General features: G+C 55.8%; 24 protein-coding genes. 20 read left to right on the top strand and 4 right to left on the bottom strand.

The window, feature by feature from the left end:
* Position 1: 1 nt before the first annotated feature.
* The 4 genes from mazG (at position 2) to queE (ending at position 4,988) form a co-directional block, all read left to right on the top strand.
* A complete protein-coding gene (gene mazG, locus P2R09_RS19845) occupies positions 2–790 on the top strand; it encodes a nucleoside triphosphate pyrophosphohydrolase (protein ID WP_008927113.1) in 789 nt (262 codons plus the stop codon).
* 230 nt (positions 791–1,020) lie between these two features.
* Positions 1,021–2,658, top strand: a complete 1,638-nt coding sequence (pyrG, locus tag P2R09_RS19840; RefSeq protein ID WP_003854607.1) for a CTP synthase (glutamine hydrolyzing) — start codon at positions 1,021–1,023, stop codon at positions 2,656–2,658.
* Between the two features lie 76 nt (positions 2,659–2,734).
* A complete protein-coding gene (gene eno / locus P2R09_RS19835; protein ID WP_008927112.1) occupies positions 2,735–4,030 on the top strand; it encodes a phosphopyruvate hydratase in 1,296 nt (431 codons plus the stop codon).
* A gap of 286 nt (positions 4,031–4,316) precedes the next feature.
* Entirely contained in the window at positions 4,317–4,988 is a 672-nt protein-coding gene (gene queE / locus P2R09_RS19830; RefSeq protein WP_033761597.1) for a 7-carboxy-7-deazaguanine synthase QueE, read from the top strand.
* A 94-nt stretch (positions 4,989–5,082) separates the two neighbouring features.
* On the opposite strand, the gene queD is transcribed toward queE, so the two are convergent.
* Positions 5,083–5,442: a 6-carboxytetrahydropterin synthase QueD gene (gene queD, locus P2R09_RS19825; protein ID WP_013358878.1), complete on the bottom strand. Its 360-nt coding sequence runs from the start codon at positions 5,440–5,442 to the stop codon at positions 5,083–5,085.
* Between the two features lie 298 nt (positions 5,443–5,740).
* On the opposite strand from queD, the gene cysJ reads away from it, so the two are divergent.
* The 3 genes from cysJ to P2R09_RS19810 are packed head-to-tail and all read left to right on the top strand — an operon-like array spanning position 5,741 to position 9,998.
* Positions 5,741–7,546: an NADPH-dependent assimilatory sulfite reductase flavoprotein subunit gene (cysJ, locus tag P2R09_RS19820; protein ID WP_275772229.1), complete on the top strand. Its 1,806-nt coding sequence runs from the start codon at positions 5,741–5,743 to the stop codon at positions 7,544–7,546.
* Positions 7,546–9,267: an assimilatory sulfite reductase (NADPH) hemoprotein subunit gene (cysI, locus tag P2R09_RS19815; protein WP_275772227.1), complete on the top strand. Its 1,722-nt coding sequence runs from the start codon at positions 7,546–7,548 to the stop codon at positions 9,265–9,267. The genes cysJ and cysI overlap by 1 nt, the downstream gene beginning before the upstream one ends.
* On the top strand, positions 9,264–9,998 hold the full coding sequence (locus tag P2R09_RS19810; protein WP_004571209.1) for a phosphoadenylyl-sulfate reductase: 735 nt from the start codon (positions 9,264–9,266) through the stop codon (positions 9,996–9,998). The genes cysI and P2R09_RS19810 overlap by 4 nt, the downstream gene beginning before the upstream one ends.
* A gap of 71 nt (positions 9,999–10,069) precedes the next feature.
* Here P2R09_RS19810 and P2R09_RS19805 read toward each other — a convergent pair whose 3' ends face one another.
* Both P2R09_RS19805 and P2R09_RS19800 read right to left on the bottom strand, forming a co-directional pair.
* Positions 10,070–10,354 (bottom strand): YciI family protein, encoded by a 285-nt coding sequence (locus P2R09_RS19805; RefSeq protein ID WP_275772224.1) that lies wholly within the window; start codon positions 10,352–10,354, stop codon positions 10,070–10,072.
* A 9-nt stretch (positions 10,355–10,363) separates the two neighbouring features.
* A complete protein-coding gene (locus P2R09_RS19800) occupies positions 10,364–11,377 on the bottom strand; it encodes an aminopeptidase (RefSeq protein ID WP_275772223.1) in 1,014 nt (337 codons plus the stop codon).
* Positions 11,378–11,741: 364 nt separating this feature from the next.
* Between P2R09_RS19800 and cysG the strand changes: the two genes are divergently transcribed.
* From cysG to rpoS, 13 genes are all read left to right on the top strand, one after another.
* Positions 11,742–13,157 (top strand): siroheme synthase CysG, encoded by a 1,416-nt coding sequence (gene cysG / locus P2R09_RS19795; protein WP_105099862.1) that lies wholly within the window; start codon positions 11,742–11,744, stop codon positions 13,155–13,157.
* 9 nt (positions 13,158–13,166) lie between these two features.
* Positions 13,167–14,075: a sulfate adenylyltransferase subunit CysD gene (gene cysD, locus P2R09_RS19790; RefSeq protein ID WP_033733611.1), complete on the top strand. Its 909-nt coding sequence runs from the start codon at positions 13,167–13,169 to the stop codon at positions 14,073–14,075.
* Positions 14,076–14,086: 11 nt separating this feature from the next.
* Entirely contained in the window at positions 14,087–15,514 is a 1,428-nt protein-coding gene (gene cysN / locus P2R09_RS19785; RefSeq protein ID WP_275772219.1) for a sulfate adenylyltransferase subunit CysN, read from the top strand.
* Positions 15,514–16,119 (top strand): adenylyl-sulfate kinase, encoded by a 606-nt coding sequence (gene cysC / locus P2R09_RS19780; RefSeq protein WP_275772217.1) that lies wholly within the window; start codon positions 15,514–15,516, stop codon positions 16,117–16,119. Before cysN ends, cysC begins: the two co-directional genes overlap by 1 nt.
* A 54-nt stretch (positions 16,120–16,173) precedes the next feature.
* On the top strand, positions 16,174–16,494 hold the full coding sequence (locus tag P2R09_RS19775) for a DUF3561 family protein (protein WP_003849111.1): 321 nt from the start codon (positions 16,174–16,176) through the stop codon (positions 16,492–16,494).
* Positions 16,495–16,663: 169 nt separating this feature from the next.
* Complete coding sequence (gene ftsB, locus P2R09_RS19770) at positions 16,664–16,981, top strand: cell division protein FtsB (RefSeq protein WP_003849108.1); 318 nt, start codon at positions 16,664–16,666, stop codon at positions 16,979–16,981.
* 3 nt (positions 16,982–16,984) lie between these two features.
* Complete coding sequence (gene ispD, locus P2R09_RS19765) at positions 16,985–17,701, top strand: 2-C-methyl-D-erythritol 4-phosphate cytidylyltransferase (RefSeq protein ID WP_003849105.1); 717 nt, start codon at positions 16,985–16,987, stop codon at positions 17,699–17,701.
* Positions 17,701–18,183, top strand: coding sequence for a 2-C-methyl-D-erythritol 2,4-cyclodiphosphate synthase (gene ispF, locus P2R09_RS19760; protein WP_008927107.1), 483 nt, complete (start codon positions 17,701–17,703; stop codon positions 18,181–18,183). The genes ispD and ispF overlap by 1 nt, the downstream gene beginning before the upstream one ends.
* Positions 18,180–19,220 (top strand): tRNA pseudouridine(13) synthase TruD, encoded by a 1,041-nt coding sequence (gene truD / locus P2R09_RS19755; RefSeq protein WP_275772215.1) that lies wholly within the window; start codon positions 18,180–18,182, stop codon positions 19,218–19,220. Before ispF ends, truD begins: the two co-directional genes overlap by 4 nt.
* Positions 19,221–19,411: 191 nt before the next feature.
* Entirely contained in the window at positions 19,412–20,173 is a 762-nt protein-coding gene (gene surE, locus P2R09_RS19750) for a 5'/3'-nucleotidase SurE (protein WP_003849099.1), read from the top strand.
* The gene (locus tag P2R09_RS19745) at positions 20,167–20,793 is read left to right on the top strand and encodes a protein-L-isoaspartate(D-aspartate) O-methyltransferase (RefSeq protein ID WP_003849097.1); all 627 of its coding nucleotides are present in this window, start codon (positions 20,167–20,169) and stop codon (positions 20,791–20,793) included. Before surE ends, P2R09_RS19745 begins: the two co-directional genes overlap by 7 nt.
* Positions 20,794–20,955: 162 nt before the next feature.
* A complete protein-coding gene (gene nlpD / locus P2R09_RS19740) occupies positions 20,956–22,056 on the top strand; it encodes a murein hydrolase activator NlpD (RefSeq protein ID WP_275772212.1) in 1,101 nt (366 codons plus the stop codon).
* A 57-nt stretch (positions 22,057–22,113) separates the two neighbouring features.
* A complete protein-coding gene (gene rpoS, locus P2R09_RS19735; RefSeq protein WP_003849090.1) occupies positions 22,114–23,106 on the top strand; it encodes an RNA polymerase sigma factor RpoS in 993 nt (330 codons plus the stop codon).
* A gap of 130 nt (positions 23,107–23,236) precedes the next feature.
* Here rpoS and mutS read toward each other — a convergent pair whose 3' ends face one another.
* Positions 23,237–25,798 (bottom strand): DNA mismatch repair protein MutS, encoded by a 2,562-nt coding sequence (mutS, locus tag P2R09_RS19730; protein ID WP_008927102.1) that lies wholly within the window; start codon positions 25,796–25,798, stop codon positions 23,237–23,239.
* Positions 25,799–26,014: the final 216 nt, after the last annotated feature.

Raw genomic sequence — 26,014 nt, 5'->3', positions numbered from 1 at the left:
AATGAACGCTATTGAGCGCCTGCTTGGCATAATGAAAACGCTGCGCGATCCACAACATGGCTGCCCATGGGATCGTGAACAGACCTTTGCCACTATTGCGCCCTATACCCTGGAAGAGACTTACGAAGTGCTGGACGCTATTCAGCGCGAAGATTTTGACGACCTGCGCGGCGAACTGGGCGATCTGCTGTTTCAGGTAGTGTTCTATGCGCAGATGGCCAGCGAACAGGAACGCTTCAATTTCGAGGATATCTGTGTTGCTATCAGCGACAAGCTGGAGCGACGTCATCCGCATATTTTTGGCGATGCCACAGCAGAAACCAGCAGCGACGTGCTGAAAAACTGGGAAGCGATTAAAACTGCCGAGCGTGCGGACAAAGCCCAGCATTCCGCGCTGGATGATATCCCCAAAGCGCTGCCCGCATTGATGCGGGCCCACAAGATTCAGAAGCGCTGTCACAACGTCGGCTTCGACTGGACTACGCTGGGACCGGTGGTGGCGAAAGTGCACGAAGAGATTGATGAAGTGATGCACGAGGCGCAGCAGAGCGTGGTGGATGGCGAGAAGCTGGAAGAGGAGATTGGCGACCTGCTGTTTGCCACGGTTAACCTGTCGCGTCATCTTGGCAGCAAAGCGGAAACCGCACTGCAAAAGGCGAATGACAAGTTTGAGCGCCGGTTCCGTGAAGTGGAAGCAATTATCAATGCACAAGGTCTCAGCATGCCGGGCGCCACACTGGAGCAAATGGAGGCCGCCTGGCAGCAGGTGAAACAGGGCGAGAAGCGCTGATTATTCCACCACTGTGCATAAAGTCGCCGTTTACGCTTACTCGATTCAGCGCGGCGGCAACTTTGTGACGCACATCAACATTTCATCGGCAGCTATCCGCTATGTTAAGACGCAGCAATGCGTTGGAGGATGGCTGTGATTCATCAATTGTGGCTGATAGCGGTTTCCAGTATACTGTTTTCCCGTCCTGGTTATTCCACCGTCTTTAAACCTAAACTCTCAGGTTCAGCATGACAACGAATTATATTTTTGTGACCGGCGGGGTCGTTTCCTCTCTGGGTAAAGGCATTGCCGCAGCCTCCCTCGCAGCAATTCTCGAAGCGCGTGGTCTGAACGTGACCATCATGAAGCTGGACCCGTATATCAACGTGGATCCAGGCACCATGAGCCCGACACAGCACGGTGAAGTTTTCGTCACTGATGACGGCGCTGAAACCGATCTGGATTTGGGTCACTACGAACGCTTCATCCGCACCAAAATGTCGCGTCGTAACAACTTCACCACTGGCCGTATCTACTCAGAAGTCCTGCGCAAAGAGCGCCGTGGCGACTATCTGGGCGCAACTATTCAGGTTATCCCGCACATCACCAACGCCATCAAAGAACGCATCATTGAAGGCGGTGAAGGTCATGATGTGGTGCTGGTTGAAATCGGCGGCACGGTAGGGGATATCGAATCACTGCCGTTCCTGGAAGCGATTCGCCAGATGGCCGTTGATGTGGGCCGCGAACACACGATGTATATGCACCTGACGCTGGTGCCTTATATGGCGGCAGCGGGTGAAGTGAAAACGAAACCGACTCAGCACTCTGTAAAAGAGCTGCTGTCGATTGGTATCCAGCCAGATGTGCTGATTTGCCGTTCTGACCGTGCCGTACCGGCCAATGAACGTGCCAAAATCGCCCTGTTCTGTAACGTCCCTGAAAAAGCGGTTATTTCGCTGAAAGACGTTGATTCCATCTACAAGATTCCTGGCATGCTGAAGTCGCAGGGCCTGGATGACTATATCTGTAAGCGCTTCAACCTGAATGCGCCGGAAGCCAACCTGGCTGAGTGGGAGCAGGTGATTTACGAAGAAGCCAATCCGGGTGGTGAAGTCACCATCGGTATGGTGGGCAAGTATGTTGAGCTGCCGGATGCCTACAAGTCAGTCATCGAAGCGCTGAAACATGGCGGCCTGAAAAATCGCGTCACTGTGAACATCAAACTGATCGATTCGCAGGATGTTGAGTCACGTGGTGTCGAATTACTGAAAGATTTGGATGCGATTCTGATTCCAGGTGGCTTCGGTTACCGTGGCGTGGAAGGCAAGCTGATGACCGCGCAATACGCACGTGAAAACAACGTGCCTTACCTCGGCATCTGCCTGGGTATGCAGGTCGCGCTGATGGAGTTTGCCCGCAATGTCGCTGGCATGCCTGGCGCCAACTCCACTGAATTTGTGCCAGACTGTAAATATCCGGTGGTGGCATTAATCACCGAATGGCGTGACGAAGATGGCAACGTCGAAGTCCGCAGCGAGCAGAGCGATCTGGGCGGCACCATGCGCCTGGGCAGCCAGCAGTGTCAGTTAACGCCGGGCAGTCAGGTTCGCCAGCTCTACGGCTCTGACACCATCGTTGAGCGCCATCGCCACCGCTATGAAGTGAACAATATGCTGTTAAAGCAGATTGAAGCAGCCGGTCTGCGCGTAGCAGGTCGCTCGGGTGATGATCAACTGGTTGAGATTATCGAACTCCCGAACCATCCGTGGTTTGTGGCTTGCCAGTTCCACCCTGAGTTTACCTCGACCCCACGCGACGGCCATCCGTTGTTTGCCGGCTTTGTTAAAGCCGCGCATGAGCATCAGAAGCGTTTAGCGAAGTAAGTTTCACAGGCAGCGCGCGAACTTTTCGCGCGTTGTCTGTCTTAGGATTGACTAACTTGTACTGAGGAAAATCGTAATGTCCAAAATCGTAAAAGTCATCGGTCGCGAAATTATCGACTCACGTGGTAACCCGACTGTTGAAGCTGAAGTGCATCTGGAAGGCGGTTTCGTTGGCCTGGCCGCTGCGCCATCAGGTGCCTCTACCGGTTCACGCGAAGCGCTGGAACTGCGTGACGGTGACAAATCACGTTTCCTGGGCAAAGGCGTAACCAAAGCCGTTGCTGCAGTAAACGGTCCGATTGCTGAAGCGGTAAAAGGCAAAGACGCGAAAGATCAGGCGAACATCGATAAGATCATGATCGACCTGGACGGTACTGAGAACAAATCTAACTTCGGTGCTAACGCCATTCTGGCCGTTTCACTGGCAGCAGCTAAAGCTGCTGCAGCCTCTAAAGGTCAGCCGCTGTATGAGCACATCGCTGAACTGAACGGCACCCCAGGCAAATACTCTATGCCACTGCCAATGATGAACATCATCAACGGCGGCGAGCATGCCGACAACAACGTCGACATCCAGGAATTCATGATTCAGCCGGTTGGTGCAGCAAACCTGAAAGAAGCCATCCGTATGGGTTCTGAAGTTTTCCACAACCTGGCAAAAGTGCTGAAAAGCAAAGGCATGAGCACTGCAGTGGGTGACGAAGGTGGCTACGCGCCTAACCTGGGTTCTAACGCAGAAGCCCTGGCCGTTATCGCTGAAGCGGTAAAAGCAGCAGGCTACGAGCTGGGTAAAGACATCACCCTGGCAATGGACTGTGCAGCATCTGAGTTCTACAAAGATGGCAAATACGTTCTGGCCGGTGAAGGCGGTAAAGCGTTTACCTCTGAAGAGTTCACCCACTTCCTGGAAGATCTGACTAAACAGTATCCGATCGTTTCTATCGAAGATGGTCTGGACGAATCTGACTGGGACGGCTTCGCTTACCAGACTAAAGTGCTGGGCGACAAAATCCAGCTGGTGGGCGATGATCTGTTCGTCACCAACACCAAAATCCTGAAAGAAGGTATCGATAAAGGTATCGCTAACTCCATTCTGATCAAATTCAACCAGATCGGTTCTCTGACCGAAACTCTGGCTGCGATCAAAATGGCGAAAGACGCGGGCTACACTGCCGTGATCTCTCACCGTTCAGGCGAAACCGAAGATGCAACCATCGCTGACCTGGCGGTAGGTACTGCAGCGGGCCAGATCAAAACCGGTTCAATGAGCCGTTCTGACCGTGTTGCTAAGTACAACCAGCTGATCCGTATCGAAGAAGCGCTGGGTTCTAAAGCGCCATTCAACGGTCTGAAAGAAGTTAAAGGTCAGTAATGACCGCGCGTTGATGTCGCGCTAAGTGACATCATCGGCCTCTGAAGCCCCGCCTTGTGCGGGGCTTTTTGTTGGGAGCAGTGTGCAGAAGCAGATGACAGGGCCCGATCGCAAAGGTATAAAAGTAGCATCCCCGTCAGCCACGTTTTGAGCCTGTTAACCGTCTGACGTCCCTCCCTTGCGACGTTTTGCTTTAGTCCTGCGCGGATAAAAGGCACAACGCGTGATTGAGCTGCGCGGCAAATCTGCCATAATCAGCGCCCTGTTTTTTTCAAGCGAGTCCGTAATGCAATACCCGATCAATGAAATGTTCCAGACACTGCAGGGCGAAGGTTATTACACCGGCGTGCCTGCCATTTTCATTCGCTTACAGGGATGCCCGGTGGGCTGTAGCTGGTGCGATACCAAACACACCTGGGAAAAGCGGACAGATCGGGAAACGTCGCTGGGCGATATTTTGATCAAGACAGTGGAAAGCGATGCATGGGGTGACGCCGACGCGGCGACACTGGTGAATGCCATTGCACAGCAGGGCTGGACGGCCCGGCACGTGGTGATTACCGGCGGCGAACCGGCGATTTATGATCTGCGTCCGTTAACGACTGCGCTGGAACAGCACGGTTTCCAGTGCCAGATTGAGACCAGCGGAACGCACGAGATTCACTGTTCCGAACAGACCTGGGTGACCGTCTCCCCGAAAGTCAACATGCGCGGCGGTTATGATGTGCTGCCTCAGGCGCTGAGCCGGGCCGATGAAATCAAGCATCCGGTGGCGCGCGAGCGTGATGTGGACGCGCTGGATCTGCTGCTGGCTGGTATAGACGACACTAAAGCCCGAATCATCGCGTTACAGCCGATCAGCCGCAAAGATGATGCTACCCGACTCTGCATCGAGACCTGCATTGCACGTAACTGGCGTCTGTCGATGCAGACCCATAAATACCTGAATATTGCCTGATTAAGCGTATTGCGTGGTTAATCGCGGGGAAACGAGCGTGAAGGGCGGGACGGAGAGGAAATAGCGTCGGATCGAAGGGTTCGATCCGACAGGCTTAGCCGCGGTAAACGCAGCCTGCAGTGCAGGTTTCTTTGATCATCACCGCGCTTAACAGCGGCAGTTGTGGCTTCATCTGATCCCAGATCCATTTCGCCAGCACTTCGCTGGTGGGATTTTCCAGGCCAGGAATATCATTCAGATAGTAGTGATCCAGCCGATTATAGAGGGGTTTAAACGCCGCCTTCAGTTCAGCAAAATCCATAACCCAGCCGGTATGCGCATCCACTTCGCCGGTAATCTCCAGACGAACCAGGAACGAATGACCGTGCAGACGGCCACATTTGTGTCCGGCCGGCACATTCGGTAGATGGTGCGCGGCTTCGAACTGGAACTCTTTAAACAAGGTGGTAGACATAGTGGTTCTCAGACATTAAAAAACCGCTGAATTCTACCTGATTACGGCTTTTTTCGCACCCGCACCGCACAAACCGATAGGTTTCTTGCTGCGTTAATTCCCGTTAACAAGCTAATCAACTGATATATCACCGCTTTGCTTACCACTTTTAACGATTATGTCTACCTGGAAAACCCTTTAGTCATTTTGGTTATTTGATATGTCGAAGGTGTATTTAATCGTTAATATACAGACCGGTAACCTACGCACTCTTCCGCCATTTACGGTCCGGACTTCTGATACTGGAATTTTTAACGCGATGACGACTCAGGCACCTGGTTCTATGCTTCCGCTCTCACCGGAACAACTCGCCCGCTTACAGGCGGCGACGACAGATTATTCCCCGACTCAACTGGCGTGGTTGTCCGGCTATTTCTGGGGTCGGGTAGAACAGACGCCGGGTAGCGCCGTCGCAAGCAGTACACCCGCTCCGGTAGATGTGCCCGCCATTACGCTGCTTTCGGCCTCCCAGACTGGCAATGCCCGTCGTCTGGCTGAGCAGTTGCGTGACGACCTCCTGGACGCGAAGCTCAACGTAAACCTGGTGAACGCCGGTGATTACAAGTTCAAGCAGATTGGCCAGGAAAAAATGCTGGTGGTGGTGACCTCCACCCAGGGCGAAGGTGAGCCGCCGGAAGAGGCGGTGGCACTGCATAAATTCCTGATGTCGAAAAAGGCACCGAAAATGGCCGGTGCAGCCTTTGCGGTGTTTGGCCTGGGCGACACCTCGTATGAATTTTTCAGTCAGGCGGGCAAAGATTTTGACAACCGTCTGGCAGAGCTGGGTGGCGAGCGTCTGCTGGAGCGCGTCGATGCAGATGTTGAGTATGCTGAGCAGGCTTCCGCCTGGCGCAGTGCGCTGACGGAGATTCTGAAAAAGCGCGTGCCAACCGAATCCCCGGCGCAGGCTGCGGCGACAGCGGCAGGCAGCGTCAACGAAGTCACCACCAGTCCCTACAGCAAAGAGTCTCCGCTCAGCGCCAGTCTGGCGGTAAATCAGAAAATTACCGGACGTGACTCAGACAAAGATGTGCGCCATATCGAAATCGATCTGGGCGACTCGGGTCTCCGCTACCAGCCTGGCGATGCGCTGGGCGTCTGGTATGAAAATGACGCGGCGCTGGTCAGCGAGCTGCTGGAGCTGGTCTGGCTGAAAGGAGATGAGACAGTTGAGGTTCAGGGCAAGACCCTGCCGCTGGCTGAGGCGCTGCAGAAGCATTTCGAGCTGACGGTGAATACTGCGCAGATCGTGGCGCAGTATGCCCAGCTGTCCCGCAACGCCGAGCTGCTGTCGCTGGTGGATGATAAAGCCAGGCTGCAGCAGTATGCGCAGCACTATCCGATTGTGGATATGGTGCGTCTGGCCCCGGCTGAACTCACCGCAGAACAGCTGACCGGCCTGCTGCGACCGCTGACGCCGCGACTCTACTCCATTGCCTCCTCGCAGGCCGAAACCGAGTCCGAAGTACACATCACCGTAGGTGCGGTGCGCTTTGATATTGAAGGTCGCCAGCGCGGTGGCGGCGCTTCGACCTGGCTGGCCGATCGCATCGAAGAAGAGGGCGAGGTCCGGGTCTTCATCGAACACAACGACAATTTCCGCCTGCCGGCTAATCCGGACGCGCCTGTTATTATGATTGGTCCGGGCACCGGCATCGCGCCGTTCCGCGCCTTTATGCAGCAGCGCGACAACGACGGTGCCAGCGGTAAAAACTGGCTATTCTTTGGTAATCCGCACTTCACCGACGATTTCCTCTACCAGGTGGAGTGGCAGAAATATGTGAAGGATGGCCTGCTGACGAATATCGACCTCGCCTGGTCACGCGATCAGGCAGAGAAGATTTACGTACAGGATAAGATCCGTGCGAAAGGGGCCGAAGTCTGGCGCTGGATTGAAGAGGGCGCGCATCTTTATGTCTGTGGCGATGCGAACCGTATGGCAAAAGACGTCGAGCAGGCACTGCTGGATGTGGTGGTCGAACACGGCGGAATGGATCGTGAAACGGCCGACGAATTTTTAAGTGAGCTGCGCATTGAGCGCCGTTATCAGCGAGACGTTTACTAATGAGCGATAAACACCCTGGACCGCTGGTTGTCGAAGGCAAATTAACAGACGCTGAGCGTCTGAAGAAGCAGAGCAACTATCTGCGCGGCACCATCAAAGAAGATCTGGAAGAGGGTCTGACCGGCGGTTTCACCGGCGACAACTTCCTGCTGATCCGCTTTCACGGCATGTACCAGCAGGATGACCGCGACATCCGCGCCGAACGTGCCGAGCAGAAGCTGGAACCGCGTCACGCAATGATGCTGCGCTGCCGACTGCCGGGCGGCATCATTACGCCGACTCAGTGGCTGGCCATCGACAAATTTGCTACCGATAAAACCCTCTACGGCAGCATCCGTCTGACCAACCGTCAGACCTTCCAGTTTCACGGCATTCTGAAGAAGAACGTCAAGCCAACGCATCAGATGCTGCATGAAGTGGGACTGGATGCGCTGGCGACCGCCAACGACGTAAACCGTAACGTGCTCTGTACCTCGAACCCGGTAGAGTCTGAGCTGCATCAGGAAGCCTATGAGTGGGCGAAGAAGCTCTCTGAGCATCTGCTGCCGCGCACCCGTGCCTATGCAGAGATCTGGTGGGATAAAGAAAAAGTCGCAACCACGGATGAAGAGCCGATTCTCGGTGAAACCTATCTGCCGCGTAAATTCAAAACCACAGTAGTGATTCCGCCGCACAACGATGTGGATCTGCACGCCAACGATCTGAACTTTGTTGCGGTCGCTGAGAATGGCAAGCTGGTGGGCTTCAACCTGCTGGTGGGCGGCGGCCTGTCGATCGAGCACGGTAACAAAGCGACTTACGCGCGCACCGCCAGCGAGTTTGGGTACTTCCCGGTAGAGAAGATCCTTGATGTGGCCGAGGCGGTTGTGACGACTCAGCGCGACTGGGGCAACCGTACCGATCGTAAAAACGCCAAAACCAAGTACACCCTGGAACGCGTTGGCGTCGAGACCTTTAAAGCGGAAGTTGAAAAACGTGCTGGTGTGACGTTTGAGCCGATCCGTCCGTATGAGTTCACCACCCGTGGCGATCGTATTGGCTGGATCAAAGGCATTGACAACAAATGGCACCTGACGCTGTTTATTGAAAATGGCCGTCTGCTCGATTATCCGGGCCGACCGCTGAAAAGCGGCATCGCTGAAATTGCGAAAATTCATCAGGGTGATTTCCGTCTGACCGCCAACCAGAATCTGATTGTGGCAGGCGTGCCGGAAAGTGAGAAAGCGCAGATCGAAGCGATCGCCCGTGAGCATGGTCTGATGGATCAGGTTACGCCTCAGCGCGAAAACTCGATGGCCTGCGTCGCGTTCCCGACCTGTCCGCTGGCGATGGCAGAAGCCGAACGTTTCCTGCCAGCGTTTGTGACCAAAGTAGAAGGCATCATGCACGCGCATGGCGTCGGCGATGAGCACATAGTGTTACGCGTTACCGGTTGTCCGAACGGTTGCGGCCGTGCCATGCTGGCTGAGCTGGGTCTGGTGGGTAAAGCGCCAGGCCGCTACAACCTGCATCTGGGCGGAAATCGCAGCGGAACGCGTATTCCCCGTATGTACCGTGAAAACATTAACGAAAGCGAAATTCTCGCCACGATTGATGAGCTGGTGGGACGCTGGGCCACCGAGCGCCAGGCCGCAGAAGGCTTTGGTGACTTCACCATCCGCGCGGGCATTGTTGCGCCGGTGCTGGACCCGGCACGCGATTTTTGGGAGGAAGCAAAATGAGTCAGCCCGACCTCGCAGCACTGAATGAGATGTCCAAAGTCCAGCGTGCTATGGCGCTGGCCGCGACCAATGCGCAGCTGGAGAAGTCTTCAGCGGAAGAGCGGGTCAGCTGGGCGCTGGAGAATCTGCCGGGTGCTTATGTGCTCTCCTCCAGCTTCGGTATTCAGGCCGCAGTGTCGCTACACCTGGTGACGCGCCAGCAGCCTGATATTCCGGTGATCCTGACCGACACCGGCTATCTGTTCCCGGAGACCTATCGTTTTATTGATGAGCTGGCGGACCAGCTCAACCTCAACCTCAAAGTGTTTCGCGCCGAGACCTCACCGGCCTGGCAGGAAGCGCGTTACGGCAAACTGTGGGAGCAGGGCGTCGAGGGGATTGAGAAATATAACGAGATTAACAAAGTCGAGCCGATGAACCGCGCCATCGAAACCCTGGGCGCGCAGACCTGGTTTGCTGGCCTCCGCCGCGACCAGTCAGGCAGCCGGGCGAATCTGCCGGTGCTGGGTGTACAGCGTGGCGTCTTTAAGCTGCTGCCGATTATCGACTGGGATAACCGCCAGATTCATCAGTATCTGGAGCAGCACAAGCTTAAGTACCATCCGTTGTGGGACGAAGGCTATCTTTCGGTGGGCGATACCCACACCACCCGCAAGTGGGAGCCAGGTATGGCAGAAGAAGAGACACGCTTCTTCGGTCTCAAGCGCGAGTGTGGTCTGCACGAAGGGTAATACCGTGCTTCTCTCCCTGAAATCAGGGAGAGAAGTGCTTCGTGACCGCTTCGTGACCGTCAGGGGTAAAGTTAAACGCCTTTTAATCCGGCAAACGCCTCCGCTGCACGGGTCACATTCACTTTCGTCACCTCATACTCTGCCACCGCCACAAACGGATCTTCCGCTAAGATCGCATCCAGCGCTTCACGCTCCATCTCCCTGACCAGCAGCATGCCACCTGTGCGTGGATCTTTACGTCCTGCGGCAATAAAACTGCCTGCCTCAAAATAGCGGTCAAGCCATTCAATATGGCCTGCCAGCAGCGCCTCAACCTCTTCTATCGGACGAATGTAACTCAGAAAGACCACATACATGTCAGATCCTCACACTTTGGGATTGGTCAGTTCGCTGATCAGCGGCAGCAGCACGCGAACGCTGTCGCGGGTGCGCAGGGCTATCTGGTCCGGCAGCCAGCGGTCGAGATAGTTCAGATTATCCAGGTCAGTCTGATGACGGGTCACGCCATCAGGAAAGTGGTGGCTACGATGACGCTGTAGTGCGCCATCTTTGTTACCCAGCGTCCAGTTACTGGCAGTCACATTCAGCAGCGGAAAGCCTGCCTTGTCAAAGGCATTCAGGCCATTGAAGTCCTTGCGATTCAGCTGATGACTGGCAGCGGGAATGCCTTGCTGACGTGCCAGTAGCAGGGCGCGATCGCTGGTCTGTTTGCGCACCGCCCGGGGCGTGTTCATGCCGCTGTTGAAATAGAGATGATCGCCGGTGATCAGGCTATTCAGATTGATGACCAGCAGCGTGTTCTTCTTCTCACGGGTGCTCATTCGCTCAACATAATCATCCAGGCCGTGCAGATCCGCTTCTCCGGCGCTCAACGCCACAAAGCGAATGCCATAGTGAAGCGGCTTGCGACTCAGTTGCTGCGCAAGCTCCAGCATCACGCCAAGACCTGACGCATTGTCATCAACGCCCTGCAGGCGTAAGCCGCCCAGATTGTGATGGACCTGCTTGCTGTTTTGCGGCGTCCAGGTATCCAGGTGCGCCACGATCAGAATCTCCTGTGGCACGCTGCCTGCGCGCGCAGCAATGACGGAGGTTGCCGTCAGTTTATGCCAGCGCTGCGTGCCGTCATCTTCCTGCCATTTATAGCCCGTGTTGAACTGGCGGGTATCGGTTTTATAACCCAGCGCGGTAAATTGTTGCTGCAGATAGTCCGTGGCCATCAACTCAGCTGGACTGCCGCTCATGCGGCCAGGAAAATAAGTGGCGATGTGCCGGACCTGCTGTTCGGCAAACTGACCTGTCGGCGTGGCTAAAACCAGCGGGGAAATGAGTGCGCTAAACAAAACTGTCGCTACCCTCAGGCGGAGGGAACAAAACATAATGCGTCCTTTTTTCATTATTCGATAGGCATTCAACATGCGGACCTGAGTCAGTCATGCCGCACGCATTATACCCTCTTTGTTCTGCGACCGGGTTAACGGAATAGGGGGCTGCCTTAACGTAATGGGGTAACGTGTGTTTATTGGTGGCACTTATCTGCTTTTACAGTTGCAGGCACGGAGGCGAATCTGTGAACCTGTTCACGAAAAAGCCATTATATTTCATCTGCTAAGACCAAATTGTTCTGTGCTTTGCGAAGTCTTTATTCCATTCGGTAACTACTCATTCCAATTCGTAATTTCAACTGCATAAACCCGGCGACGTATAGTCGCGTTAATACAAAGTTAAAACATCAGGGTTAACGTGGACTATTTGCCTCTTTTTGCCGATCTCTCTGGCCGCCCGGTTCTGGTTGTCGGCGGTGGAGATATTGCGGCGCGAAAAATTGAACTGCTGCGCCGTGCGCGTGCGCGCGTTCTGATCGCCTCGCGTGAACTCTGCCCTGAACTGCAGGCACTGCTGGAAAAGCAGGAGCTGGAGTGGCTGGCGACTGAATTTGACCCGGCTCAGCTGGATGGGGTTTTCCTGGTGATCGCCGCGACCGACGACAACCATCTCAACACCCAGGTCTTTGAAGCTGCAAACGCGCGGCAGAAGCTGGTTAACGTGGTTGATGACCAGCCAAAATGCACCTTTATCTTCCCCTCGATTGTTGACCGCTCACCTCTGGTGGTGGCGATCTCCTCCAGCGGCACGGCACCGGTGCTGGCACGTATGCTGCGCGAAAAAATCGAAACGCTGTTGCCTGCCAGTCTCGGCCAGATGGCTGAGGTAGCCGGGCTCTGGCGCGATAAAGTTAAAGCGCGCTTCAGCCGCATGTCTGATCGCCGACGCTTCTGGGAACGCGCTTTTGATGGCCGGTTCGCCAGTGAGATGTCAGCCGGTAACGTCGAAGAGGCGAAACGTACGCTAGACCGTGAACTGCAGGAAGAGCCAACCCGTCAGGGCGAGATTTTCCTGGTGGGTGCCGGACCGGGCGACAGCGGCCTGCTGACGCTGCGTGGCCTGCAGGTTATGCAGTTAGCGGATGTGGTGCTTTACGACCATCTGGTCAGTGAAGAGGTGCTGGACCTGGTGCGCCGCGACGCCGACCGCATCTGCGTCGGCAAACGGGCCAGCGCGCATACGTTACCGCAGGAAGAGATCAATCAGTTGCTGGTTTCACTGGCGCTGAAAGGTAAGCGCGTCGTCCGCCTCAAGGGCGGGGATCCCTTTATCTTTGGCCGTGGCGGCGAAGAGCTGCAGGCGGCTCAGCAGGCGGGCATTCCGTTCCAGGTGGTGCCGGGCGTTACCGCGGCTGCCGGTGCGACGGCCTATGCCGGTATTCCGCTGACCCACCGCGATTACGCGCAGAGCGTAATGTTTATTACGGGTCACTGCCGTCCCGATGGGGATGACATTGACTGGCCATCACTGGCGCGTGCGCGTCAGACGCTGGCGATCTACATGGGAACGGTTAAAGCGGCTGCCATCAGCGCGGCGCTGATTCAGCACGGTCGCGCGCCATCAACGCCGGTGGCGGTGATCAGTCGCGGCACCCGTCAGGATCAACAGGTGCTGACCGGCACCTTAGAACAACTTGAGGCGCTGGCCGCCTCGGCACCTACTCCGGCGCTACTGGTGATCGGAGAGGTGGTTAATCTGCACGGGCAACTCGCCTGGTTTAAACATTCGGCACAGCAGGGGGCTCGCGAGTCCGCCGTTGTCAATCTGGCTTGAGGGAAAATCATGGACCAAAAACGACTCACTCATCTGCGTCAGCTGGAGGCGGAGAGTATCCACATCATTCGCGAAGTCGCAGCCGAGTTCAGCAATCCGGTGATGATGTACTCCATCGGTAAAGACTCCTCGGTAATGCTGCATCTGGCGCGTAAAGCCTTTTATCCTGGCACGCTGCCGTTCCCGTTGCTGCATGTAGATACCGGCTGGAAATTCCGTGAAATGTACGAGTTTCGCGACCGCACCGTGAAAGCGATGGGCGCAGAGTTGCTGGTTCACCGCAACCCGGAAGGCGTGGCGATGGGGATTAACCCGTTTGTCCACGGCAGTGCCAAACACACTGACATCATGAAAACCGAAGGGCTGAAGCAGGCGCTGAATAAATATGGTTTTGATGCGGCCTTTGGCGGCGCACGCCGTGATGAAGAGAAGTCTCGCGCCAAAGAGCGTATCTACTCTTTCCGCGACCGCTTCCATCGCTGGGACCCGAAAAACCAGCGTCCTGAGCTGTGGCACAACTACAACGGCCAGATCAACAAGGGCGAGAGCATCCGCGTCTTCCCGCTGTCGAACTGGACTGAACTGGATATCTGGCAGTACATCTTCCTGGAAAACATCGAGATCGTGCCGCTCTACCTCGCCGCGCCGCGTCCGGTGCTGGAGCGTGATGGCATGCTGATGATGATCGATGACGATCGCATCAACCTGCAGCCGGGTGAAGAGATCACCCAACGGATGGTTCGCTTCCGCACGCTCGGCTGCTGGCCGCTGACCGGCGCGGTAGAGTCCGAAGCGCAGACGCTGCCTGAGATCATCGAAGAGATGCTGGTCTCTACAACCAGTGAGCGTCAGGGCCGTATGATCGACCGCGATCAGTCCGGTTCGATGGAACTGAAAAAACGTCAGGGTTATTTCTAAGGAGACGCCAGATGAATACCGTAATTGCACAACAGATTGCCGACCAGGGCGGCGTTGAAGCCTGGCTGACCGCGCAACAGCATAAGAGCCTGCTGCGTTTTCTGACCTGCGGCAGCGTTGACGACGGAAAAAGTACCCTGATTGGGCGTCTGCTGCATGACACCCGTCAGATCTATGAAGATCAGCTTTCATCGCTGCATAACGACAGCAAACGTCATGGCACCCAGGGCGAGAAACTCGATCTGGCGCTGCTGGTGGATGGTCTGCAGGCTGAGCGTGAGCAGGGCATTACTATTGATGTAGCCTACCGCTATTTCTCGACTGAAAAGCGTAAATTTATCATCGCCGATACGCCGGGCCATGAGCAGTACACCCGCAATATGGCGACCGGTGCATCAACCTGTGACCTGGCGATTCTGCTGATCGATGCCCGTAAAGGCGTACTGGATCAGACCCGCCGTCACAGCTTTATTTCGACGCTGCTGGGGATCAAACATCTGGTGGTGGCGATTAATAAGATGGATCTGGTTGAGTACGATCAGGCGCGCTACGAGCAGATCAAACAGGATTACCTGGACTTTGCAGGCCAGTTACCGGATGACCTCGATATCCGCTTTGTGCCGATGTCGGCGCTGGAAGGGGATAACGTAGCATCCGCCAGTCAGACCATGCCATGGTACAGCGGCCCGACGCTGCTGGATGTCCTGGAAACAGTGGAACTGAACCGCGTGGTGGATCACCAGCCGATGCGTTTCCCGGTGCAGTATGTTAACCGTCCTAACCTGGATTTCCGTGGCTATGCCGGTACCCTGGCGTCAGGCAGCGTGCAGGTGGGCCAGCGCGTTAAAGTGCTGCCGTCTGGCGTAGAGTCGACCATTGCCCGCATAGTGACCTTTGATGGCGATCTGCAGGAAGCGGGCGCTGGTGAAGCGCTCACCCTGGTGCTGCAGGATGAGATTGATATCAGTCGCGGCGATCTGCTGGTTGATGCCAGCGAAACGCTGGCTGCGGTTCAGTCTGCCAGCGTTGACGTGGTCTGGATGGCAGAGCAGCCTCTGCAGGCGGGTCAGAGCTATGATCTGAAAATCGCCGGTAAGAAAACCCGTGGCCGGGTAGAGAAAGTCCTGCATCAGGTGGAGATTAACTCGCTGGAGACGCGTCAGGTCGATGCGCTGCCGCTGAACGGTATTGGTCGCATTGAGTTAACCTTTGACGAACCGATGGTGCTCGACAGCTATCAGCAGAATCCGGTGACCGGCGGCATGATCTTTATCGATCGACTGACCAACGTGACCGTGGGTGCCGGCATGATCCATCAGCCAAACCATGACGCCCCGGTTAATACCGGCGAGTTCAGCGCGTTTGAGCTGGAACTGAATGCACTGGTGCGCCGTCACTTCCCACACTGGAACGCGCGCGACCTGCTGGGCGGTCAATAATGGCTCAGCACGATGATAACGTGGTGTGGCATGACCATCCGGTAACTCGTGCTTCACGCGAACAGCAGCATGGCCATCAGGGCGTGGTGCTGTGGTTCACCGGGCTTTCGGGCTCGGGGAAATCCACGGTCGCAGGCGCGCTGGAGCAGGCGCTGCACCGTATTGGCGTCAGCACCTATCTACTGGATGGTGACAATGTGCGTCACGGCCTCTGTCGTGACCTCGGCTTCAGCAACGATGACCGCAAGGAGAATATCCGTCGGGTCGGCGAAGTGGCGAAACTGATGGTGGATGCCGGACTCGTGGTGCTTACTGCCTTTATTTCACCGCATCGCGCCGAGCGCCAGATGGTGCGCGACCTGCTGGAGCCGGGTAAGTTTATCGAAGTGTTTGTCGATACGCCGCTGGCGGTGTGTGAAGCACGCGATCCAAAAGGGTTATACCGCAAAGCACGCGCCGGTGAACTGCGTAATTTCACCGGTATCGACAGCGTCTATGAAGCGCCCGATAGCCCGGAAATCCAGCTGGATGGCGAACAATTGGTTACAAAACTGGCCGCCCAATTGTTAGACGTGCTGCGCGACCGCGATATCATCAGATCCTGAAGAGACAGCGGCAAATCGCTTCGGGTTTGCCGCCCTCGCAACAACAGGATGCCTATGCAGAACATCACACCCATGCTCGCTCGTAAAGATGACTCCTCCCAGGATGAGCCACGCTCATTGCTGCCGGGTGGCGTTATCGGCTTACTCGCTTACTGGTGTGCGCTGGCGCTTCCTTTCCTGCTGTTCGGCTCTAACACGCTGTTCTTCTTTCTCTATACATGGCCATTCTTTCTGGCGCTGCTGCCGGTTGCCGTGGTCACGGGCATCGCACTGAATACGCTGCTGAGCGGACACTGGATTTGGGCCGCCCTCGCCACAGTCATTATGGTAGTGACTCTCTTCTGGTTAATGTTCTCCTTTCTCTCCGGCTGGTAAGCCTTAACGGCGCCCGTGCTGATGTGCAAACGCATCGGCAGGTTACAAAACTTTTCCCGTCAGAATCGGTACTGATTGCGCAGAGGCGCAGCAAAGCGCGCCATTTTCGCTGCTGGTGTGGAGTCCTGTGCAAAGTTATGGGATGATTGGGCCGTTTTTAGGGGGCGGGATGGGAAAACTGACGTTACTGTTATTGGTGCTGCTTGGCTGGCTGCAATATTCATTGTGGCTGGGGAAAAATGGCATCCATGACTATACGCGCGTCAATGATGATGTCGCGGTACAACAGGCAAACAATGCCAAACTTAAATCGCGAAACGATCAGCTGTTTGCCGAAATTGACGATCTCAATGGCGGCTCGGAAGCGATCGAGGAGCGTGCACGCAATGAACTGGGCATGATTAAGCCCGGTGAGACCTTCTATCGTCTGGTGCCTGACCAGAACAAACGTAACGCGCAACAATCAGCGCAAAACCTACAACGATAAAACATGAACACTCTGGCCTCCCTTGCGGATGTGATTGCCGTGGTGCCCGCTGCCGGAATCGGCAGCCGCATGCAGGCAACCTGTCCGAAGCAGTATCTGACGATTGGTCAGCATACCCTTCTGGAACACAGCATTGCACGTCTGTTTTCCCATCCCGCCATCAGACAGGTGATTGTCGCCCTCAGTCCCGATGACCAGCACTTCGCTTCACTGCCGCTGGCACGCGATCCGCGTGTGCTCAGGGTCACAGGCGGCGAGACCCGCGCTGAATCGGTGCTGGCCGGATTACAGGCCGCACAGGGTTCCGCCTGGGTGCTGGTCCATGATGCTGCGCGTCCCTGTCTGCATCCCGACGATCTTCAGAAACTGCTTAACGTGCGTGAACAGAGCCACGTGGGCGGAATTCTGGCTGCGCCAGTGCGTGACACCATGAAACGGGGCGAGCCGGGCAAAGCCGCAGTGGCCCATACCGTGGAACGCGACGATCTCTGGCACGCCTTAACGCCGCAATTTTTCCCGCATGCGCTGCTCACTGCCTGCCTGACGCGGGCGCTGACAGAAGGCGCAACCATCACCGATGAAGCATCGGCGCTGGAGTATTGCGGCTATCATCCGCTGCTGGTCAGCGGACGCAGTGATAACATCAAAGTCACCCGGCCAGAAGATCTGGCGCTGGCGGCTTTTTATCTGAGTCAGATTCAATTAAAGGAGAGCGCATGATGCGTATCGGTCACGGTTTTGACGTTCACGCCTTTGGCGGAGAGGGTCCGTTAGTGATTGGTGGTGTGCGGATCCCATTTGAACACGGTTTTATCGCCCATTCGGATGGCGATGTGGCGCTGCATGCGCTGACTGATGCGCTGCTGGGCGCTGTGGCGATGGGCGACATCGGCAAGTTATTCCCCGACACCGATCCGGCTTTTAAAGGGGCGGACAGCCGCGGCCTGCTGCGTGAGGCCTGGCGTCGTATCGAAGCCAAAGGCTATCGCATCGGTAATGTCGACGTCACAATTATTGCTCAGGCTCCGAAAATGCTGCCGCACGTGCCACAGATGCGCATCAACATCGCAGAAGATCTGGGCTGCCATATGGATGCGGTCAACGTCAAAGCGACCACCACCGAGAAACTCGGCTTTACCGGGCGCGGTGAAGGCATTGCCTGTGAAGCGGTCGCGTTAGTCCTGAAAGCTGACAGCCAATGAGTCTGAATTACCTGCACGGCACCCCTGTGGCCTCTGGCGTGATCAAAGCCAATCCGGAAGATTTCGTGGTGGTTGAAGATCTCGGCTATGGCGCGGATGGTGAAGGTGAGCACCTTCTGGTGCGGATCCGTAAAACAGGTGCGAATACCCGTTTTGTGGCAGAAGCGCTGGCTAAGTACCTGGGTATTCATCCGCGCGACATGAGTTATGCCGGAATGAAAGATCGCCATGCGGTGACGGAACAGACCCTCTGTTTTCGCCTGCCGGGTAATGCGATGCCCGACCTGCGCGGTTTTACGCTGGAAGGGGTCGAGATTCTGCAGGCGGTGCGCCACAAACGTAAGCTGCGCATCGGCGCACTGGCGGGAAATGCGTTCCGGCTGGTCATCCGTCAGATCAGCGACCGTGATGCAGTTGAAGCGCGTCTGGCGCAGATCCGCGATGCGGGCGCGCCCAACTATTTTGGTGAGCAGCGTTTTGGTCGCGGCGGCAATAATCTGGTGATGGCAGAAAAGTGGGCGCGCAATGAGATCATTGTCCGTGACCGCAACAAGCGCAGCCTGATGCTCTCTGCCGCGCGCAGTGCGCTGTTTAATCAGGTGACCAGTGCACGTCTGCAGCAGCAGGGCAGTCTGACTCAGGTGCTCAACGGCGATGCATTGCAACTGACCGGTCGAGGCAGCTGGTTTGTGGCCCAGCCTGAAGAACTGGCCGACTCACAACGGCGGGTTGATCACCATGAGCTGCGGATTACCGCGCCGTTGCCGGGACGCGGGGACGCTGGCCCGCAGGCTGATGCACTGGCGTTTGAACAGCAGACGCTGGCTAATGATACGCTGCTGCTGAGCCTCATTGAACGCGAGAAGGTCGATGCAGCCCGCCGCGCCATGCTGGTGGTGCCACGCGATATGCAGTGGCGCTGGTGGGATGACGTCACGCTGGAATTGTCATTCTGGCTGCCCGCGGGGAGCTTTGCGACCAGCGTGGTCCGGGAGCTGCTGACCTCCGCAGACTCGCTCGATCAGATTGATGAGTAATCTTCGCTGCAACATTACCCGCAGTGTGGGTAATGTTGCGGCAAACCCCCACCGCTGTGTGATTTACGCCTACCACTTCCTTGCGCGCCTCGTTAGAATGCAAAAATCGCTGTCCATTCCTCACCTGTTGCCATGCCGTTAAAACAGGTTCAGTCACGGCGACCAGTCGAATAAAAAAAGGTCAGAACGAAATGCGGATATTGCTCAGCAACGATGACGGCATTCATGCACCGGGTATTCAGACTCTGGCGAAAGCCCTGCGGCAGATTGCTGACGTGCAGGTTGTTGCCCCCGATCGTAACCGAAGCGGTGCCTCTAACTCATTAACGCTGGAAACACCTCTGCGTACCTTTACCCATGAAAACGGCGATATCGCGGTTCAGATGGGAACGCCGACCGATTGCGTCTATCTGGGGGTGAATGCGCTGATGCAGCCACGCCCTGACATTGTGGTGTCAGGCATTAATGCCGGTCCCAATCTGGGCGATGATGTGATCTATTCCGGTACGGTAGCAGCAGCAATGGAAGGGCGGCATCTTGGCCTGCCTGCAATCGCTGTGTCGCTCAATGGCCATCAGCACTACGCGACCGCAGCGGCAGTAACCTGTGCGCTTCTCCGGGCGCTGACGCATGAACCCCTGCGCACTGGCCGCATTCTCAATATCAATGTCCCCGATCTGCCACTCTCCGAGCTGAAAGGTATCCGCGTGACGCGCTGTGGCAGTCGCCATCCGGCTGATCAGGTGATCGCGCAACAGGATCCACGCGGCAATACCCTCTACTGGATAGGTCCACCGGGCGAAAAACTCGATGCAGGCCCGGATACAGATTTCGCTGCCGTTGATCAGGGCTACGTTTCTGTCACCGCGCTGCATGTTGATTTAACGGCGCACAGCGCGCAGAACGTGCTCAGCGACTGGCTGGCAAAAGCTGAGGTGAACCTGGCATGGTGAATCGGCGTATTGAGACATTGCTGTCACAACTGCGTCAGCAGGGCATTGATGATGAAAACCTGCTGAAAGCCATTAGCGAGGTGCCGCGCGAACGCTTTATCGACGAGGCGTTTGAGCATAAAGCCTGGGACAATGTTGCCTTACCTATCGGCTCCGGTCAGACGATATCACAGCCTTACATGGTCGCGCGGATGACCGCGCTGCTCGGGCTTAATCCGCATTCGCGTGTGCTGGAGATTGGCACAGGTTCTGGTTACCAGACGGCGATTCTTGCCCATCTGGTGGACCATGTTTATTCAGTGGAACGCATCAAAGGCCTGCAATGGCAGGCTAAACGCCGTCTGAAACAGCTGGATCTGCACAATGTCTCTACCCGTCATGGCGATGGCTGGGAGGGCTGGCCTTCACGGGGCCCGTTCGACGCCATTATTGTCACGGCAGCTCCACCGGAAATTCCGATTGCGCTGATAGCACAACTGGCAGAAGGCGGCATTATGGTGCTGCCGGTTGGCGAAGAGCAGCAGGTACTCAAGCGGCTGCGTCGTCAGGGCGAAGAGGTCATCGAGGAGATCATTGAGCCGGTGCGTTTTGTTCCGCTGGTACAGGGCGATCTGGCCTGACGCTCTTCGTATTTCTTCACAACTGTTTCATGGCACCACGTACCTGATGTTGTTACTATCCAGTTTATTCAACAAAAATGCAGAAATTATTGCGCCGCGCAGAGCATTCTGCTGGCAGGTACAGTGAAACAGATAGATCAGAGTTGCCATCACGGGGGATTAATGAGCACGGGAAGCACACTTTTTCAGTTACGCCGTCTGGCGGCGCTTTCACTGGTAGGTTTTTGGCTGGCAGGCTGCAGCTCCAGCGACAATTCTCAGGCCCCTATCAGTCGCGTTGGCGATGAGGGTGGCATGATGAACAGTCAGGCCGGAGGAGGCCAGGTTTCAGGTGGCATTCCAGTCGCGCCGTCTCAGGGACAAATGTTAAGCAGAAATTCATCATCTACCCCCAGCAATGGTGGAATGATTAGTACCAGCAGTAATGTTGAGACGCAGAATGGCCGGATAGTGTACAATCGCAGTTACCAGAATATTCCTAAGGGTAGCTATTCCGGTGAAACATATACCGTTAAGCGTGGCGACACGTTGTTTTATATTGCCTGGATTACCGGCAATGATTTCCGTGACTTAGCCCAGCGCAACAACGTTCCCGCGCCTTATAGCCTGAATGTCGGCCAGACTTTACAGATTGGAAATGGGTCGGGTCAGCCGATTACCGGTGGCAATCCCATTACCGTTGCTGATGCAACGCAGGGCGGTGTCCCTGTGGCACCACAAATTAAATCGCCTGTTGTTGCACAGCAACCTGTTATTACGTATTCTGATGATTCGGGTAATTCGGGTGGCAGCAAATTGTTGCCTTCGAAAGGAGCAAATGTTGCAACGACAACAGCTCCAGTAGTTACCGCACCCCCAACGGTTAGCAGTACAACTAACAGTTCAACGCCGGTCGGAAGCTGGCGCTGGCCGACTGACGGGAAGATTATCGATAACTTCTCTGCCGCCGAAGGTGGCAATAAAGGTATCGATATCGCCGGGACGCGCGGACAATCTGTTGTCGCCACTGCTTCAGGACGAGTGGTTTACGCAGGTAACGCACTCCGGGGTTACGGTAATTTAATCATCATCAAACACAATGATGATTACCTGAGCGCCTACGCCCACAACGATACAATGCTGGTTCGGGAACAACAGGAAGTTAAGGCGGGGCAAAAAATCGCTACCATGGGTAGCACCGGAACCAGTTCAGTCAGATTACACTTTGAAATTCGTTACAAGGGGAAATCCGTAAACCCGTTGCGTTATTTGCCGCAGCGATAATCCGGCAGAACAAAACAGATGTATGTTCTGCCCTGGAATCACGGGTAGGAGCCGCTTATGAGCCAGAATACGCTGAAAGTAAACGAGTTACATGAGAACGCGGAATTCGATGAGAACGGAGCTGAAATTTTTGACGAGAAGGCACTCGTTGAAAACGAAGCCAGTGATAGCGACGTAGCGGAAGAAGAGTTGCTTTCACAGGGTGCGACGCAGCGTGTATTAGATGCGACGCAGCTCTATCTCGGGGAGATTGGCTATTCTCCGTTGTTAACGGCAGAGGAAGAAGTCTTCTTCGCTCGCCGTGCATTGCGGGGTGATATCCCTTCCCGTCGCCGTATGATCGAAAGTAACTTACGCCTGGTGGTGAAAATCGCCCGTCGTTACAGCAATCGTGGTTTAGCTCTGCTGGACCTGATTGAAGAAGGTAACCTCGGCCTGATTCGCGCCGTAGAGAAATTTGACCCGGAGCGCGGGTTCCGTTTCTCAACGTACGCCACCTGGTGGATTCGTCAGACAATTGAACGGGCGATCATGAATCAAACCCGTACCATCCGTCTGCCGATTCACATTGTAAAAGAACTGAATGTTTATCTGCGTACAGCGCGTGAACTTTCCCACAAGCTCGACCATGAGCCAAGTGCGGAAGAGATCGCCGAACAGCTGGATAAGCCGGTTGATGACGTAAGCCGCATGTTACGTCTTAACGAACGCATTACCTCGGTTGATACGCCATTAGGCGGTGATTCTGAAAAAGCGCTGCTGGACATTCTGGCCGATGAAAAAGACAACGGCCCGGAAGACACCACGCAGGACGATGATATGAAACAAAGCATCGTCAAATGGCTGTTCGAACTGAACGCCAAGCAGCGTGAAGTGCTGGCTCGTCGTTTCGGCCTGTTGGGCTATGAAGCGGCAACACTTGAGGATGTAGGTCGTGAAATCGGCTTAACCCGCGAGCGTGTACGCCAGATTCAGGTTGAAGGTTTGCGCCGTCTGCGCGAAATCCTGCAGGCGCAGGGCCTCAGCATTGAAGCACTGTTTCGTGAATAATCGTATTTAAGATGGTCTGAGTAAGAATGCAAAAAGCGATGGTGAAAACCATCGCTTTTTTTATGTCTGCAGAAAAGTTTTGCTGTTGATTAACGGCGCACCGCGCAATAACGCGCGGTGCGCCACACTGTCAGACCAGCGATTTAAGACGATAAATCCAGTCGAGCGCCTGGCGCGGTGTCAGCGTATCCGGATCCAGCGCCTCAAGCGCCTCCACGGCAGGCGAGGTCTCTTCAACCAGCAGCGGCAGCTGAGAACCATCGACCGTCGATGAAGCCGAATGGTTTGAAACGTTCTCAAGTTCTTTGAGCTTATTGCGCGCCCGCTTAATCACCTCTTTAGGCACGCCCGCTAGCGCTGCTACCGCCAGACCATAACTCTTACTCGCGGCCCCTTCCTGCACGCTGTGCATAAAGGCGATAGTGTCACCGTGCTCAACCGCATCCAGATGGACGTTGACCACGCCTTCCATTTTTTCCGGCAGGGTGGTCAGCTCAAAGTAGTGGGTGGCAAACAGTGTCATCGCCTTGATGCGATTCGCCAGGTTTTCGGCACAGGCCCAGGCCAGCGACAAACCGTCGTAGGTGGAGGTTCCGCGCCCAATCTCATCCATCAGCACCAGGCTGTTTTCGGTGGCGTTGTGCAGGATGTTGGCGGTTTCGGTCATTTCAACCATAAAGGTCGAGCGCCCGGAAGCGAGATCGTCTGCGGCACCGACTCGGGTAAAGATGCGATCCAGCGGACCAATCAGCGTCTCATCGGCGGGAACAAAACTGCCGATCCATGCCATCAGCGCAATCAGCGCTGCCTGCCGCATATAGGTACTCTTACCGCCCATGTTTGGGCCGGTAATGATTAACATCCTGCGCTGGGGTGCCAGAGAAAGCGGGTTGGCAATAAACGGCTCTTTCAGAACCTGTTCAACCACCGGATGGCGACCCCCGCTGATTTTAATCCCGGCTTTTTCCTGCAAGACCGGACGGCAATAGTTCAGTGACCAGGCGCGTTCCGCCAGGTTGCTCAACACATCCAGTTCTGCCAGCGCGGCAGCACTCAGCTGCAGCGCTTCCAGATGCGGCAGCAGCTGGTCGAACAGCGCCTCATACAGACTTTTCTCCAGCGACAGCGCTTTGCCCTTCGAGGTGAGGACCTTGTCTTCGTACTCTTTCAGTTCCGGAATGATGTAGCGCTCAGCGTTTTTCAGCGTCTGACGACGGACATAGTGCATCGGAACCTGATGACTCTGTCCTCGGCTGACCTGGATGTAGTAGCCATGCACACCGTTAAAGCCGACTTTAAGGGTATCCAGTCCCAGCTTTTCGCGTTCGCGAATCTCAAGACGGTCAAGATAGTCGGTTGCGCCATCGGCCAGCGCACGCCACTCATCCAGCTCTGCGTTATAACCGGGCGCAATCACTCCGCCGTCACGGATCAGCACAGGCGGTGATTCAATCACCGCCTGCTCCAGCAGCTCACGTAACGCGGTGAACTCGCCCATCTGCGCGCGCAGTTTCTGCAGCTGCGGGGCTTCGACATCGGCCAGCAGCTGGTTCAGTTCTGGCAGTTGCTGAAACGCATGACGCATGCGGGCCAGATCGCGCGGACGAGCTGTACGCAGCGCCAGGCGGGCCAGGATTCGCTCAAGATCGCCGACCTGACGCAGCACTGGCTGCAATACGTCGCTGAGATTTTGCAGCTCAGCAATCGACTCCTGACGCTGGTTGATGATGCGCGCATCGCGCAACGGCATATGCAGCCAGCGCTTCAGCATCCGGCTGCCCATCGGCGTGACGGTTTTATCCAGCACGGCCGCTAAGGTGTTGTCGGTGCCGCCGGCCAGGTTCTGGGTGATCTCCAGATTACGGCGGGTGGCGGCATCCATGATGATGCTGTCCTGCTGCCGCTCCATGCTCAGCGAGCGGATATGGGGCAGTGTAGTGCGCTGGGTATCTTTGACATATTGCAGCAGGCAGCCCGCTGCACTCAGTCCGAGATGCGCGTTCTCCACGCCGAAGCCATTGAGGTCGCGCGTCCCAAATTGCAGGTTCAGCTGCTGACGCGCGGTGTCAATTTCAAACTCCCACAGCGGACGGCGGCGCAGGCCACGTCGCTGATCAATCAGCGACATCGCCTGAAAATCTTCGGGGTAGAGCAGTTCAGCGGGATTGGTACGCTGCAGCTCTGCCGCCATGGTTTCTGCATCGGCAGGCTCGCTCAGGCGGAAACGGCCTGAACTGATATCCAGCGTGGCGTAGCCAAAACCGCGCGGGCTTTGCACGATCGCGGCCAGCAGATTGTCGTGCCGCTCCTGCAGCAGTGCCTCGTCACTGATGGTGCCTGGCGTGACGATTCGCACCACTTTGCGTTCAACCGGGCCTTTGCTTAGTGCCGGATCGCCTATCTGCTCACAGATGGCCACAGACTCGCCCAGCTGCACCAGTTTGGCCAGATAACCTTCAACCGCATGATAGGGCACGCCAGCCATCGGGATCGGTTCACCTGCTGACGCACCGCGTTTAGTGAGTGAAATCTCCAGCAGCTGAGAGGCGCGCTTTGCGTCGTCATAAAACAGCTCGTAGAAGTCACCCATACGGTAAAACAGCAGAATGTCAGGATGCTCTGCCTTGAGGCGCAGGTACTGCTGCATCATGGGTGTGTGAGAAGGAAAGTCCTTTTCGGTTGGCTCTTGCATAAGGTTTTAGCTCATCTGTAATGCGGTAAATTTCTGGCGATCAACGCCCATGAAACCGAAAGGATTCCAGGCGCGCTGGATGATCAGATGATAACGAATAGGGCAGTGCATATGCCAGCCTGATAATCACCCCGATCCTGACCGGGTATAACCTGGCTGGCATCCTGACAAATGTGGCGGCGATTGGCGACAGAAAAGTACCTGGTTTCCTGATTC

It is taken from the genome of Pantoea sp. Cr_R13 (genome assembly GCF_029222565.1).
In the GTDB taxonomy this organism is placed as follows: domain Bacteria; phylum Pseudomonadota; class Gammaproteobacteria; order Enterobacterales; family Enterobacteriaceae; genus Pantoea; species Pantoea eucalypti.
Note: the sequence above shows the minus strand (reverse complement) of the source record. Positions and strands in the feature narration are given on the sequence as shown.

Bases quoted from the DNA above. Each gene is read 5' to 3' on its own strand.
- cysJ (WP_275772229.1), top strand. From the start codon at position 5,741: ATGACGACTCAGGCACCTGGTTCTATGCTTCCGCTCTCACCGGAACAA.
- P2R09_RS19775 (WP_003849111.1), top strand. From the start codon at position 16,174: ATGCAGAACATCACACCCATGCTCGCTCGTAAAGATGACTCCTCCCAG.
- rpoS (WP_003849090.1), top strand. From the start codon at position 22,114: ATGAGCCAGAATACGCTGAAAGTAAACGAGTTACATGAGAACGCGGAA.
- ftsB (WP_003849108.1), top strand. From the start codon at position 16,664: ATGGGAAAACTGACGTTACTGTTATTGGTGCTGCTTGGCTGGCTGCAA.
- pyrG (WP_003854607.1), top strand. From the start codon at position 1,021: ATGACAACGAATTATATTTTTGTGACCGGCGGGGTCGTTTCCTCTCTG.
- cysI (WP_275772227.1), top strand. From the start codon at position 7,546: ATGAGCGATAAACACCCTGGACCGCTGGTTGTCGAAGGCAAATTAACA.
- queE (WP_033761597.1), top strand. From the start codon at position 4,317: ATGCAATACCCGATCAATGAAATGTTCCAGACACTGCAGGGCGAAGGT.
- eno (WP_008927112.1), top strand. From the start codon at position 2,735: ATGTCCAAAATCGTAAAAGTCATCGGTCGCGAAATTATCGACTCACGT.
- ispF (WP_008927107.1), top strand. From the start codon at position 17,701: ATGCGTATCGGTCACGGTTTTGACGTTCACGCCTTTGGCGGAGAGGGT.
- mutS (WP_008927102.1), bottom strand. From the start codon at position 25,798: ATGCAAGAGCCAACCGAAAAGGACTTTCCTTCTCACACACCCATGATG.
- P2R09_RS19800 (WP_275772223.1), bottom strand. From the start codon at position 11,377: ATGTTTTGTTCCCTCCGCCTGAGGGTAGCGACAGTTTTGTTTAGCGCA.
- surE (WP_003849099.1), top strand. From the start codon at position 19,412: ATGCGGATATTGCTCAGCAACGATGACGGCATTCATGCACCGGGTATT.
- nlpD (WP_275772212.1), top strand. From the start codon at position 20,956: ATGAGCACGGGAAGCACACTTTTTCAGTTACGCCGTCTGGCGGCGCTT.
- cysC (WP_275772217.1), top strand. From the start codon at position 15,514: ATGGCTCAGCACGATGATAACGTGGTGTGGCATGACCATCCGGTAACT.
- P2R09_RS19810 (WP_004571209.1), top strand. From the start codon at position 9,264: ATGAGTCAGCCCGACCTCGCAGCACTGAATGAGATGTCCAAAGTCCAG.
- P2R09_RS19745 (WP_003849097.1), top strand. From the start codon at position 20,167: ATGGTGAATCGGCGTATTGAGACATTGCTGTCACAACTGCGTCAGCAG.
- mazG (WP_008927113.1), top strand. From the start codon at position 2: ATGAACGCTATTGAGCGCCTGCTTGGCATAATGAAAACGCTGCGCGAT.
- ispD (WP_003849105.1), top strand. From the start codon at position 16,985: ATGAACACTCTGGCCTCCCTTGCGGATGTGATTGCCGTGGTGCCCGCT.
- cysD (WP_033733611.1), top strand. From the start codon at position 13,167: ATGGACCAAAAACGACTCACTCATCTGCGTCAGCTGGAGGCGGAGAGT.
- P2R09_RS19805 (WP_275772224.1), bottom strand. From the start codon at position 10,354: ATGTATGTGGTCTTTCTGAGTTACATTCGTCCGATAGAAGAGGTTGAG.
- queD (WP_013358878.1), bottom strand. From the start codon at position 5,442: ATGTCTACCACCTTGTTTAAAGAGTTCCAGTTCGAAGCCGCGCACCAT.
- cysN (WP_275772219.1), top strand. From the start codon at position 14,087: ATGAATACCGTAATTGCACAACAGATTGCCGACCAGGGCGGCGTTGAA.
- truD (WP_275772215.1), top strand. From the start codon at position 18,180: ATGAGTCTGAATTACCTGCACGGCACCCCTGTGGCCTCTGGCGTGATC.